Origin of the sequence: Neisseria sp. P0024.S006 (assembly GCF_051956595.1) — a bacterium.
Lineage (GTDB): Bacteria > Pseudomonadota > Gammaproteobacteria > Burkholderiales > Neisseriaceae > Neisseria.
The window spans coordinates 147,192-160,185 of sequence record NZ_JBQCXH010000001.1 but is presented as its reverse complement, the minus strand read 5'-3'; the positions used below and the strand labels follow the sequence as shown (position 1 = coordinate 160,185).

General features: G+C 48.6%; 15 protein-coding genes. 1 reads left to right on the top strand and 14 read right to left on the bottom strand.

Going from position 1 to position 12,994, the window contains the following annotated elements; genetic code table 11:
- Positions 1–16: 16 nt before the first annotated feature.
- The 5 genes from ACTHUF_RS00765 to ACTHUF_RS00745 form a co-directional block, all read right to left on the bottom strand.
- A complete protein-coding gene (locus ACTHUF_RS00765) occupies positions 17–952 on the bottom strand; it encodes a dihydroorotate oxidase (protein ID WP_440406705.1) in 936 nt (311 codons plus the stop codon).
- A 204-nt stretch (positions 953–1,156) separates the two neighbouring features.
- Positions 1,157–2,338, bottom strand: a complete 1,182-nt coding sequence (locus tag ACTHUF_RS00760; protein WP_440406703.1) for an aspartate aminotransferase family protein — start codon at positions 2,336–2,338, stop codon at positions 1,157–1,159.
- Between the two features lie 112 nt (positions 2,339–2,450).
- Entirely contained in the window at positions 2,451–3,395 is a 945-nt protein-coding gene (locus tag ACTHUF_RS00755) for a class I SAM-dependent methyltransferase (RefSeq protein ID WP_315094880.1), read from the bottom strand.
- 14 nt (positions 3,396–3,409) lie between these two features.
- Positions 3,410–3,805: a glycosyl transferase gene (locus ACTHUF_RS00750; RefSeq protein WP_315094882.1), complete on the bottom strand. Its 396-nt coding sequence runs from the start codon at positions 3,803–3,805 to the stop codon at positions 3,410–3,412.
- 21 nt (positions 3,806–3,826) lie between these two features.
- The gene (locus ACTHUF_RS00745) at positions 3,827–4,030 is read right to left on the bottom strand and encodes a hypothetical protein (protein WP_315094884.1); all 204 of its coding nucleotides are present in this window, start codon (positions 4,028–4,030) and stop codon (positions 3,827–3,829) included.
- A 116-nt stretch (positions 4,031–4,146) separates the two neighbouring features.
- Here ACTHUF_RS00745 and ACTHUF_RS00740 point away from each other — a divergent pair, with 116 nt between their 5' ends.
- The gene (locus tag ACTHUF_RS00740; RefSeq protein WP_440406700.1) at positions 4,147–5,556 is read left to right on the top strand and encodes a DEAD/DEAH box helicase; all 1,410 of its coding nucleotides are present in this window, start codon (positions 4,147–4,149) and stop codon (positions 5,554–5,556) included.
- 129 nt (positions 5,557–5,685) lie between these two features.
- Here ACTHUF_RS00740 and leuB read toward each other — a convergent pair whose 3' ends face one another.
- The 9 genes from leuB to leuC form a co-directional block, all read right to left on the bottom strand.
- Positions 5,686–6,756, bottom strand: a complete 1,071-nt coding sequence (gene leuB / locus ACTHUF_RS00735) for a 3-isopropylmalate dehydrogenase (protein WP_004520344.1) — start codon at positions 6,754–6,756, stop codon at positions 5,686–5,688.
- Between the two features lie 49 nt (positions 6,757–6,805).
- Positions 6,806–7,537: a type II toxin-antitoxin system death-on-curing family toxin gene (locus tag ACTHUF_RS00730; protein WP_440406698.1), complete on the bottom strand. Its 732-nt coding sequence runs from the start codon at positions 7,535–7,537 to the stop codon at positions 6,806–6,808.
- A gap of 64 nt (positions 7,538–7,601) precedes the next feature.
- The gene (locus ACTHUF_RS00725) at positions 7,602–8,465 is read right to left on the bottom strand and encodes a DUF1444 family protein (protein ID WP_440406696.1); all 864 of its coding nucleotides are present in this window, start codon (positions 8,463–8,465) and stop codon (positions 7,602–7,604) included.
- A gap of 38 nt (positions 8,466–8,503) precedes the next feature.
- The gene (locus ACTHUF_RS00720) at positions 8,504–8,965 is read right to left on the bottom strand and encodes a YhcH/YjgK/YiaL family protein (protein ID WP_440406694.1); all 462 of its coding nucleotides are present in this window, start codon (positions 8,963–8,965) and stop codon (positions 8,504–8,506) included.
- A 97-nt stretch (positions 8,966–9,062) separates the two neighbouring features.
- A complete protein-coding gene (locus ACTHUF_RS00715; protein WP_440406692.1) occupies positions 9,063–9,731 on the bottom strand; it encodes a DUF2625 domain-containing protein in 669 nt (222 codons plus the stop codon).
- Positions 9,732–9,799: 68 nt separating this feature from the next.
- Positions 9,800–10,441, bottom strand: coding sequence for a 3-isopropylmalate dehydratase small subunit (gene leuD / locus ACTHUF_RS00710; protein ID WP_315094893.1), 642 nt, complete (start codon positions 10,439–10,441; stop codon positions 9,800–9,802).
- Between the two features lie 45 nt (positions 10,442–10,486).
- On the bottom strand, positions 10,487–10,852 hold the full coding sequence (locus ACTHUF_RS00705) for a VOC family protein (RefSeq protein WP_049349466.1): 366 nt from the start codon (positions 10,850–10,852) through the stop codon (positions 10,487–10,489).
- A gap of 99 nt (positions 10,853–10,951) precedes the next feature.
- Positions 10,952–11,206: a hypothetical protein gene (locus tag ACTHUF_RS00700; RefSeq protein WP_222571518.1), complete on the bottom strand. Its 255-nt coding sequence runs from the start codon at positions 11,204–11,206 to the stop codon at positions 10,952–10,954.
- Between the two features lie 125 nt (positions 11,207–11,331).
- Positions 11,332–12,741 carry a 3-isopropylmalate dehydratase large subunit gene (gene leuC / locus ACTHUF_RS00695; protein ID WP_003746610.1) on the bottom strand — a complete coding sequence of 470 codons (1,410 nt, stop codon included), beginning with the start codon at positions 12,739–12,741 and terminating at the stop codon, positions 11,332–11,334.
- Positions 12,742–12,994: the final 253 nt, after the last annotated feature.

Genomic DNA, 12,994 nt, shown 5'->3' with positions numbered 1-12,994 from the left:
TTTTTTAGAGTAAACCTTATGCAAAATATTTCAATTTGCCTTTGAAGTCTTCCAGTTTTTCGTAGCCTTTTTGCGCCATGATGGCTTTTAATTCAAGGGAAACCCGTTCAAAAATGTCTACGCCTTGCTGGTGTAGCGCCGTGCCGATCTGCACCATGCTGGCGCCGCACAAGATGTGTTCAAACGCATCACGGCCGCTGTAAACGCCGCCTGTTCCAATGACTTGGATAGACGGATCCAGTCTTTGATAGAACGCGTGGACATTGGCAAGAGCGGTCGGTTTGATGTATTGGCCGCCAATGCCGCCAAAGCCGTTTTTCGGGCGGATGACGACGGATTCATCTTCGATATACATGCCGTTGCCGATGGAGTTGACACAGTTGACGAATTTTAAGGGATGGCGGTTGAACACTTCCGCCGCTTGATCGAAATGGACGATATCGAAATATGGCGGTAATTTGATACCTAAAGGTTTATCGAAGTAGCTGAAGGCTTCGCTCAAAATCCGCTCGGTGGTTTCAAAATCATAGGCGATTTGCGGCTTGCCGGGGACGTTTGGGCAGGAAAGATTGAGTTCGGTAATGCCGTTGAACCCGCTGTTTTGCACTTTTTTTAACAACATATGCGTTTCATCGGGCGACATACCGACCAGCGAGAGGAAAAAAGCCCTTTTGGGATGAGACTCTTGAAGGGTAAGCAGGTAATCCAGATAGTAATCAATGCCTTGATTCGGCAATCCCATCGAATTGATACTGCCGAGAGGAACATCATGATAGCGTGGCTCGGGGTTGCCTTGACGCGGGGTAAGCGTTGCGGTTTTGGTAACGAAAGTGCCTGCCGAAGACTGTCTGACGGCTTCCAATTCCTCAACAGTCATACACGCCACGCCTGCCGCATTCATCAGGCAGTTGTCAAAAGAAAAACCGGCGATTTGGGTTTTCAACGATACCATCTCCTGCTCCTTTTCTTCGCAAAATCAAAATGTTTGACAAGCGTAGCACGAAGAGGCAGTACGATTTTTAACAAACATCAAATGACAAAGCATGTAGGCGGATGTTGTTTTCAATATTGAAAAAAGGCCGTCTGAAAAACTTAAACGGTCTTTCAGACGGCCTTCGCTAAGCTGTCGGCTGATTTGGCTATTGGGTTTTAAAAATCAGGCCAACCATTCGGCTAAGGCCGCTTCAAAACGTTTCAAGCCTTCGGCCATGTCTTCATCGTTCAGCAGCAGGCTGGGGGCGAAACGCACCACATTGGCACCGGCAACCAGTACCATCAGGCCGTGTTTTAAAGCGGCGGCGGTAATTTCCGATGCCTTGCCTTCGTATTTGTCTGCCAACACGCAGCCAAGCAGCAAGCCCATGCCGCGGACTTCTTTAAATACGCCGGTCTTTTCGCCTATTTCACGCAAGGCTGTCTGAAGTTTTTGGCCTTGTTGCTGAACGTGTGCCAATGTTTCGGGCGCATTGATGATGTCAAACGCACGGCTGCCGACCGCACACGCCATCGGATTGCCACCGAAGGTTGAACCATGTGTTCCGGGGCCGAAGGTTGGGGCGATTTTATCGGTGGTCAGTATCGCGCCAATCGGGAAGCCGCAACCCAAGGCTTTGGCAGAGCTGAGAATATCGGGTGTCACGCCGTAATGCTCGTAGGCAAACAGTTTGCCTGTATGGCCCATGCCGGTTTGCACTTCGTCCAAAATCAGCAAGGCGCCGTGTTTGTCGCACAAACGGTGCGCGGCTTGCAGATATTCTTGGGTGGCAGGCAGGATGCCGCTTTCGCCTTGAATCGGCTCGATAATCACGGCGCAGGTTTTGTCGCCGACGGCTGCTTCCAATGCGGCAATATCATTAAATGGAACATGGGTAATATCTGACGGCAGCGGCGCGTAGTCTTTGCTGTATTTGGGCTGGCCACCGACGGATACGGTAAACAGGGTGCGGCCGTGGAAGCTGTTGAGGCAGGAGATGATTTCGGTTTTGTGTTCGCCAAAATGATCGCGGCCGTATTTGCGCGCCAGTTTCAACGCGGCTTCATTGGCTTCTGCGCCGGAATTGCAGAAAAACACTTTATCGGCAAAGGTGTTTTCGACCAGTTTTTTAGCTAATTCTTGCGCCGGTTGGGTGGTGTAGATATTAGAAATGTGCCAGAGTTTTTGCGATTGTTCGGCCAAGGCCGCGACCAAATCGGGATGACAATGCCCCAGCGCGTTCACTGCAATACCGCCTGACAGGTCAATGTACTCTCGTCCTTCGGTATCCCAAACCCGGCTGCCGAGCGCACGTTCCGGAATCATGGGGGCGAATGAGAAATTGGGCGTCAGGTAGTTTTGCATGTTCTTTTCCTTTTGATATTGTCAACAATTTCTTGAATTATGCGCCTATTGATTGAGAGATTCAATATGGCAATCAGGCCGTTTGAAAACTGGCTTTCAGACGGCCTAATGCTTATTTATGCTTGATTTCCCAGCATTGATGGATTTTTTTGTTGCGGAAATCGTCGGGAACGGACTGTTTGGAAATGTCTTTGACGGCGTATTGTTCCGATACCGAGTTGTCCAAGACGAAGCTGCGTAAGTTGTTGGAGAAGTACAAAATGCCGTCTGAAGCGAGCAGGTTCATTGCGTCGTCAATCAGCTTTTTATGGTCGCGCTGGATGTCGAGGATGTCGAGCATCTTTTTGCTGTTGGAAAAGCTGGGAGGATCCATGACGATCAGGTCGAACTTTTTGCCTTTGTCTGCGGCGTTTTGCAGGTATTGGAACACGTCGGCGCGGACGATTTTGTGTTGTTCGGTGTCGATGCCGTTGAGTTTGAAATTGCGTTTCGCCCAATCGAGATAAGTGTTGGACAAATCGACGGTTTCGCTGGATGCCGCGCCGCCGGTGGCGGCATAGACGGTGAAGCTGCCGGTGTAGGAAAACAGGTTGAGGAAGCGTTTGCCCGCCGCGGTGTCGCCGACTTTTTTGCGCGTGTTGCGGTGATCGAGGAAAAGGCCGGTGTCGAGGTATTTGTCGAGGTTGACCCAAAACTTGCGGCCGTTTTCCGTGATGACGAAATCGTCGCCGGTTTTGCCGGTTTTTTCGTACTGTTGCAAGCCTTTTTGGCGTTCTCGGCGCTTGAGGTGGATTTGTTCGGGCGCAAAACCGGTCACAAAACCAATGGCTTCCAATACTTCGGCAAGCCATGCTTCGTATTCTTCAGGCTGCATCAGCCAGCCGGTATCGTATTCCTGAAGGTGGATTTGGTTGCCGTAAACATCGACGGCAAAGGGAAATTGGGGAATATCGCGGTCGTAAATGCGCCAGGCTTCGATGCCGTTGCGTTTGGCCCATTTCATAAGATGTTTGATATTTTTGCCCAAGCGGTTGGCAAATGGGGTAATGTCGGTCATGGTTTCAGACGGCCTTATTGGGGAAGTTTCCAGAATTGATCAGCAGGGACGTAGGCGTGGCGGTCAAGCATATAGAGAATTGTATCGTCAGGCGCAACCATGGTGGCGCGGTCAGTCTTGCCTTTAAAGGGGAACACGATTCGTGCTTCTGAGGCGTTTTTGATGTCGATACCGTAGCTGGTTCTGCCGCTTTCTAGTTTGTATTGGTTTTGAGTGTATTCGTAAACGGTTTCTTTGCCTTTTTCGTCTTTGACGGTAAAGCTTTTTTCGGCAAAGGTGATTTCGGCTTTGCTACCGTCGGATGCAACGGCCTTCCATTCGCCGCGATAACTCTCCGATCCGCTGCACGCGCCGAGCAACAAAGCGGCAGCAAGTGCAGGTAATAAGGCGGCAGTTTTGAAAAACTTCATGTCGGATTCATCCGTGCTGATTCAATAAAACGGCATTATAGCTTGATTTTGCAGTTGCAGCCTGTTTTGCTTGACCTGGGCAGTTTTCTCCTTTATTATCCGCCGTTCGCCTTTTGATACGAAGCCATCGTCATCCAACCTAAACCGCCGTTTCGGGCGCGTTTCTTTTATTGCTTGCATATTTGCAAAGCCTTTTCTGTGCAGGTTGTCGTCGATGTTAACCACAAGCAAGATGCTTGCGACAACCCTGTAACTTCACATTTCCCGTATCGTTACTTTCCTTTGCTTCAGGTCGTCTGAAATTGTTCAGGCGTGCGCGTTGTTGTCTCTTTAGGATAGCCATGTCTATTAAATTTGCCGATTTGAACCTTGATAAAAACATTTTGTCTGCGGTACGCAGCGAGGGTTACGAAAGCCCGACACCGATTCAGGCGCAAGCGATTCCGTTTGCTTTGGACGGCCGCGACATTATGGCTTCTGCACAAACCGGTTCAGGCAAAACCGCCGCCTTCCTGCTGCCGACGTTGCAGCGGCTGACCAAGCGCAGCGAAAAACCGGGCAAAGGCCCGCGCGCTTTGGTGTTGACGCCGACCCGCGAACTGGCGGCGCAAGTGGAAAAAAACGCGCTGGCGTATGCTAAAAATATGCGTTGGTTCCGTACTGTCAGCATTGTCGGCGGCGCATCTTTCGGCTACCAAACCCGTGCTTTGAGCAAACCGGTTGACCTGATTGTGGCTACTCCGGGCCGTCTGATGGACTTGATGCAGAGCGGCAAAGTTGATTTTGAACGTTTAGAAGTGCTGATTCTGGACGAAGCCGACCGTATGCTGGACATGGGCTTTATCGACGACATCGAAACCATCGTGGAAGCGACACCGAGCGATCGTCAGACTTTGTTGTTCTCCGCCACTTGGGACGGCGCGGTGGGTAAACTGGCGCGCAAACTGACCAAAGACCCTGAAACCATCGAAGTTGAGCGTGTGGACGATCAAGGCAAAATCGAAGAGCAACTGCTGTACTGTGACGATATGCGCCATAAAAACCGCCTGCTCGACCACATCTTGCGCGATGCCAATATCGATCAATGCGTGATCTTCACATCCACTAAAGCCATGACCGAAGTCATCGCGGATGAATTGTACGAAAAAGGTTTTGCCGCCAACTGCCTGCACGGCGATATGCCGCAAGGCTGGCGTAACCGCACGCTGATGGACTTGCGCAAAGGCCGCTGCAAAATTTTGGTTGCCACCGATGTAGCCGCACGCGGTATCGATGTGCCTACCATTACCCACGTTATCAACTATGACTTGCCAAAACAGGCAGAAGATTACGTTCACCGCATCGGCCGTACTGGCCGCGCAGGCCGTACCGGTATTGCGATTACTTTTGCCGAAGTGAACGAATATGTCAAAGTACACAAAATTGAAAAATACATCGGCCGTAAATTGCCTGAGCTGACCATTGAAGGCATGGAGCCGACACGCAAACGCAAATCTGCCGGCGGCAAACCGAAAGGTAAAGGCGGCTGGGGCGATCGTAAATCCGGCGGTTGGCGCGGCGATAAGAAACCGGCTAAAGAAGGTTTCGGCGGTAAAGCTCGTGGCGAAGGTCATAAAAAAGACGGTTTCAAGAAAGATGGCTTTAAGAAAGACGGTTTCAAAAAAGCTGACGGTTTCAAAAAAGGCGGCGAAGGCTTTAAAGGCAAGCGCAAGTCTAACGACAGCTTTGGCGGCAAACACAAAAGAGGTTGATTTTTTCAATCTTAAGGCCGTCTGAAAAAGACATAAGGGCGTGTGAAGACACGCCCTTTTTTATGGTTTCAAGTTTTCGCGTATAAAAAAGCGTGGGATTGGTCCCACGCTTTTTTTCAGACGGCCTTCTTACAAAGCAGCCAATACGGCATCGCCCATTTCGGAGCAGGAAACCAGTTTGGTACCTTCTTCGTAAATGTCGCCGGTACGCAAGCCTTGTTGCAGTACTTTTTGTACGGCGTTTTCAACTTGTTGCGCGCGGGCTTCGTCGTTCAAGCTGTAACGCAGCAACATGGCGAGGGATAAAACGGTTGCCAGCGGATTGGCTTTGTTTTGACCGGCAATGTCTGGAGCGGAGCCGTGAGACGGTTCGTACAGGCCTTTGCCGTTTTCGTCCAAAGAAGCGGAAGGCAGCATACCGATGGAGCCAGTCAGCATGGAGGCTTCGTCAGAGAGGATGTCGCCGAAGATGTTGCCGGTGGCAATCACGTCAAATTGTTTGGGCGCGCGTACCAACTGCATGGCTGCGTTATCAACGTACATATGGGAAAGCTCGACATCAGGGTATTCTTTGCCGATTTCTTCAAAGATTTCGCGCCACAGTTCTGTGGTTTCCAATACGTTGGCCTTGCCGACGGAGCAGACTTTTTTGCTGCGTTTTTGGGCAGATTGGAAGGCAACGTGGGCGATGCGGCGGATTTCGCTTTCGCTGTATTTCATGGTGTTGTAGCCTTCGCGTTCGCCGTTTTCCAAAACACGGATGCCGCGCGGTTCGCCAAAGTAAATATCGCCGGTCAGTTCGCGTACGATAAGGATGTCGAGGCCGGCGACGATTTCCGGTTTCAAAGTAGAAGCATTGGCCAGCTCTTTATACAAAATGGCAGGGCGCAAATTGGCAAACAGATTCAAGTCTTTACGGATGGCCAACAAGCCGCGCTCAGGGCGCAGCGGACGGTCGAGATTGTCGTATTGAGGAGAACCGACTGCACCAAGCAGGACCGCATCGGCTTTGCGGCAAAGGTTTTGCGTGAATTCTGGATAAGGATGGCCGTATTCGTCATAGGCTTCGCCGCCCAAAGGCGCGTATTCGTAGCTGACATCCAAACCTTGTTCGATAAGTTTGTCGAGTACGCGGACGGTTTCTGCAACGATTTCAGGGCCGATGCCGTCGCCGCGCAAGATAGCGATATGTTTGGTCATTTATAACCTCTTTCTAAGTAAAAGTAATTTATAAATATGTGGATAGAATTTAAGTTTTTGCCAGTTTTTTCATAACCTCTATTCTAATTTTCATAAAGTTATTTAAATCTTCTGAAACTCCTTCTTCCCCATAAAATCTCATACTATCAATACCATTTTCAGGAGTTAAATTTAATAATTTTCTTAGTTTTGATATATATTGTGGATCAAAATCTTCTTTTCCATTTTTCCCTTTCTTTTTGACTGTAACCCCTTTTATTGTTTTATTAGTATCTTGATTCCTAATCTTACAAACTTTGCCATAGTCAATAAGGGTAAAACCAAACTCATTTAATATTGCTTCAAGTTTCCTGAATTTTAGTGGTCTATCTCCTTTACTTTGAGTACGAGAAAATTTCTCAAGTTGTTCTGCTATGATAGCAACCTCATCAATCCTATTTTCACAAATCTCATGAGCGGCAACACGTCTTGTAAATTCATATAGTTCTTCATCTGAGCATCGTTCAATTAGAATGCCAAATTCTCCTAAATAATAAATTGTGGATAATAAAGCCGTTCTTTTATTGCCATTATGAAATGGGTGATTGTTAATTATACTATGAAATAAAGCAGCTCCCTTTAAGTAGGGTGAGTCATACTCGGGATTTAAGTCAGGGCGACTTGCTGCTGATTCAATGCCTCCCCTATTTTTTATGCCAGGAGGCTGAATTGGATCTTCTAGATCTTTAAAGTAATTAGTTAAGTAATCATGTATATAAATAATTGTATTTGTATTTATCATTTATTAATAACCTAGTAATTTAAATAAATCTATTTAGATAGTTACGCTTTCAGACGGCCTTAAATCAATTTGCTCTGAAAACGCTGATTGTACCATTATGGTACTGGTAAAGCTGGGTAGAAATCGCGTAGGCAGAGTCTTCAAATGCCTGCAGGACGATATTCGCCATCGCCTGCAAAGCCTCTTCATCGGACGGGCTGCAAACGAGCAGGGCGTTGCGCGCTGGGACTGCAAAAACAGGATTGGCCGGCAGCATAGGATCATCTTTAAGTACTTCGTCTAAAAGCAAAATCAGGGAAGCATCATAGTCGTTGTCCAAATGGATTTGAGCCAATGACCAACCTTCGGCATGATGAATTTGGACAAGTCCATTCATCCGTTGGCGCAAATTATCCATGGCGGTACGATATAAGGCGTCTTCATCTTCAATACCGGCCTCTTCCATATGCTCACGATTGAGCGTATGCATGGATTCTTCCGTATCTACCATATAAAGCACCATGATATCGCCCGCAATCGGTTTGTATACCAGATAATCGGCAGGTTCGGCTTCGTCCGTATTTGTAATCAGTCTGGCGTTTTCCAGATAAATCGTATTTTTAATCGTCGGGAGAATTTGTTGTGCTGAAACACTGGCATCAGTATCTTGAATCTTATCGATAACCGCTAAATTGGCAGCAACAATAGCTTCCAAGGCCTCGGGATTTTGCAGATAACTTGTGTAATGGTTGCTCAAATATGTGCTGAACGATGCTTCATCGTCTTCGGAAAAATGGACGATGATAGGCGAAGACGTAATAGTTTCGCCCCAGTCGATTTTTGCCTCAAGATGCAATTCTTCTTGAATGCGACGAGCAAAGTATTCGACAAATTCCTGCCAAGTCATTAATTTAGGTTTGGAGCGGAACAACCTGCTGAAAAAAGACATATTTTGTCCTGAATAAGGGGATAAGACCGTCTGAAAAATTATAGACGTTCGGTTTCAACACGGATTTTAAAAACAACTTTGCGTATGTTTGCCCTGTCGCCAACCAATGGGGCATGCGCATCATTCGGGAAAAATAGCGCAAATTCGCCTGGCTCCAAGGTCAGCCAGGTTTCAGGCTCGCAGTCGAAAAACTCGATATCGCGCTTTTCGTTGTAGCCTAAACCGTTTTTCAGACGGCCTCTGTCTATCCAGCCATATGTTTCGCTGCCATCAATCGGCGTTTGAATATCAATATGTTTTAAGTGCGCTTCAGGCCGGGCTTCTCCCTTCGTCCTCATCGGCTCGCTACCGATAAAAATACGGATATTGGGATTCTCACATGGCACTTGGCCGTCCGGCAGCTTGGCAAAATCCAAGGTTTGCAACAGATGGAAGGCTTCGGCAAAGTCGGGATGCAAGGCAGCGTAGCGGGTGGCATTGCTTATGGTGTCGGTAATCATGGTGTGGTTAGGTAGAAATTAAACTTCAGGATGTGAAGAATACGTTTTAAGGACGCTTTATTGGGATTCTGACAACAAGGCCGTCTGAAAAGGCTTTTTATGGAGTTGTGTTTTGCAGATCCAAAGTGGAAGCATAATGTTCCGCGATAGGAATATGTTTGCGGCTGACTTGGTTTATATCGCTGCCTTCTTCAGTCCATAAAAACGGAAAGAACGTGTAAACGCTGTCGCCATTCAAATCACGGATTTCTTTGCGCCAATTTTCCCAACGCAGGTTTTCGTAAAACAACTGCAAATCGCCGGTCAATGCCCAATTTAAGAAGTCACCATAACCTTTACCGCAATCTTCCCATTCCAAGGTATCCGGCGGCAGGTAGAAAACATTACCTACTTTGCCATCTAATCCCCCACCATTAATTGCAAAGTAGCCGCCCGCGGCATCATCGGCAAACAGATAATAGGGAGCAGGGCCTGCTGGCTCGGATTGTGTGCGGCCCAGATTCCAACTTCCCAAACCACGGGGTAGCTTCGTACTGCCGGAACCCAGTATCCGCAACCAGCCGTCATCAATTAGGATGCCGCCGGTTTCATAAACGACAGCACCCATAAACGAACGTATCGTTACTTGGGTTTTGACAAGTTCTTCCTGTACCTTTTCAAGTGTACGAGGCAGGACTTCAACGCTGTTTGTCGCTTCCGCAAGCCACTCTTGAATCAATGGCCATGCAGGGTCTTGGGTTTGGATTAATTCGTCGAATGATCTCATGGACTATCCCAAAACATTCAGTAAAGGCCGTCTGAAACACTTAAATTTTTCAGACGGCCTTTGGTATATCAACCGTTAAACAGCCAAGGCTGGCTTTGGCGGCGTTTTTCTTCGAAATCGCGGATTTCGTCGGCGTGTTGAAGGGTCAGGCCGATTTCGTCCAAGCCGTTTAAGAGGCAGTGTTTGCGGTGTTCGGTAATGTCGAATGTGAATGTCTCGCCACTAGGAGTGGTCACGGTTTGCTCGGCAAGGTCGATGGAGAGTTGATAGCCTTCGTTGGCTTCAACTTCTTTGAAAAGCTGGTCAACCTGTTCTTCTGTCAAAACGATAGGCAAAAGGCCGTTTTTGTAGCAGTTGTTGAAGAAGATGTCGGCAAAACTGGGGGCGATGACGGCGCGGAAGCCATAGTCGTCCAATGCCCAAGGGGCGTGTTCGCGTGAAGAGCCGCAACCAAAGTTTTTACGCGTCAACAGGATTTGCGCGCCTTGATAGCGTGGTTGGTTTAGGGAGAAATCCGGATTTAACGGGCGTTTGCTGTTGTCCATGCCCGGTTCGCCGTGGTCGAGGTAACGCCATTCGTCAAAGGCATTAGGGCCGAAGCCGCTGCGTTTGATGGATTTTAAAAATTGTTTGGGGATGATGGCGTCGGTATCGACATTGCTGCGGTCGAGCGGGGCGACGATAGCAGTAATTTTGGTAAAGGCTTTCATGTCAGATTCTTATAGTAATAATGGGAAATTTTATGGCTATTCGGCTTAGCGCGTGCTGTGCAAACCGATTCGGTTGCCTTCTGTATCTTCGATAAATGCGGCAAAGCCGTTGGCAATGCGGAATTTCTCTTGTAACAGTTTGCCGCCTGCTGCAACGGCTTTTTCTGCGGTTTCGGCACAATCCGGGCAATTGAAGAAAATGGTCGTTCCACCGTGGCCGGGTTGGGCATTGCTGTCGTGCCAAATCATGCCGGCCGTGCCGTGTTGGGTGTAATCGGCCGGAAAAATGATGAAACGGAATCCGTTGCCGCCAACGTCTTGCAAGGGCTTGTCAAATACGGATTCGTAAAAGGCCTTAGCGCGATCCAAATCTTGAGCGTGGATGCCGAACCAGCTTGACGGATTACTCATTGCTTCTTCTTTCGCAGGGAATCTTAGGATGTCTGAATAGTAGGGAAACAGGCCGTCTGAAACGGATTTCAGGAGGATCAGACGGCCCACCTTACCGAATTATTCGGTAGCTGCTTCAATTTTGTTGCCGACATGGCTGACGCCGCGGCCTACTGCATTGCCGCCTTTTTTAACGGCTTCTTCAGTTTTATCGGCTACGCGTTCAGCGGTTTCTTTGGTTTTGTCGGCTACACGTTCTGCAGTTTCTTTGGTTTTATCCCAGTTGCGGTTGGTGTCTTCTTTTGCGCCGAACCAAGTGCTGGAACAAGCGGTCAGGATGAAGGCTGCGGCAGCCAATGCAAACAGTTTTTTCATAGTAGATTCCTTTCAAGGTATCGATTGATTGAGAAGGTTTTCAAACGTTTTGCGCAATGGGAAAACTTAATTGGGCAATGTATTGTTTCAGACGGCCTGATGAATAAAGGCCGTCTGAACATGTTTTAAGCCATAGTGCGGATGTCGGTAAAACGGCCGGTTACCGCGGCTGCGGCTGCCATAGCCGGGCTGACGAGATGGGTGCGTCCGCCGTTGCCTTGACGGCCTTCGAAGTTACGGTTGGAAGTGGAGGCGCAACGTTGTCCCGGGGTCAGGCGGTCGGCATTCATGGCGAGGCACATCGAGCAGCCCGGTTCTCGCCATTCAAAGCCGGCATCGATGAAAATTTTGTCTAAGCCTTCTTTTTCGGCTTGTTCTTTAACCAAGCCGGAGCCGGGAACGATTAACACGCGTTGTACATTGTCCGCTTTTTTGCGGCCTTTGGCGATAGCGGCGGCTTCACGCAAATCTTCGATACGGCTGTTGGTACAAGAGCCGATAAAGACGATATCGACGGGGATTTCGTTTAATGGCGTACCCGCTTCCAAGCCCATGTATTCTAGGGCGCGTTCCATGCCACTGCGTTTGACCGGATCGGTTTCTTCGGCAGGGTTCGGCACTTTGCCGCTGATGTCCAAAACCATTTCGGGCGATGTGCCCCAGGTTACTTGAGGCTCGATGTCTTCGGCTTTGAAGTGGTATTCCTTATCAAAAACTGCGCCTTCGTCAGACACCAGCGTGCGCCAGTATTCAACGGCTTTGTCCCATGCTTCGCCTTTAGGTGCGAAAGGTTTGCCTTTTACATAGTCGATGGTGGTTTGGTCGACGGCAACCATGCCTGAGCGCGCACCGGCTTCAATCGCCATATTGCACAAGGTCATGCGGCCTTCCATAGAAAGGCTGCGGATGGCTTCGCCGCCAAACTCGATGGCGTAACCTGTACCGCCGGCCGTACCGATTTGGCCAATGATATAAAGCGCTACGTCTTTAGCGGTAACACCGGGTTTCAGACGGCCTTCAACGGAAATCAGCATGGATTTGGATTTTTTTGCGGTAATGCACTGGGTTGCCATGGTATGTTCGACTTCGGAAGTACCGATACCGTGAGCCAATGCACCGAATGCGCCGTGGGTAGAGGTGTGCGAGTCGCCGCAAACGACGGTCATGCCAGGCAGGGTGGCACCTTGTTCCGGGCCCATAACGTGCACAATGCCTTGGCCTTTATCCATGAACGGGAAGTAGGCGAGTGCGCCAAACTCTTTGATGTTTTTGTCCAAAGTATCGACTTGCAGTTTGGAAATCGGGTCTTGGATACCTTTGTCCCAGTCGCCGGTCGGGGTATTGTGGTCGGCGGTGGAAACCACGCTGTCGATACGCCAGAGTTTGCGGCCGGCCATTTTCAAGCCTTCAAATGCCTGCGGGCTGGTAACTTCGTGAACCAAATGACGGTCGATGTAAAGCAGGACAGTGCCGTCTTCTTCTTCGCGGACGACGTGGCTGTTCCAAAGTTTATCGTAAAGGGTTTGTGCGCTCATGATGAGTTTCTTTGCTAATTGGTAAGTATGAATGATGGTTTGTGTTTATGGGCGGATTTTAGGCTTTTTATAGGGGCTGTGCAATAGAAATTTGTCCAATTTTTAAAATTTGTCGTAAAGTTTCAAAAATTCTTATCGAGAATTAGACAAATTGTAGAATTGTTGACAAAAAGATGCATTTTATCTGAAAGAATGCTTGTCGAAATGCACTAAAAAGTTCTATCATTCTCACTCAATATCCACATTTACCAAG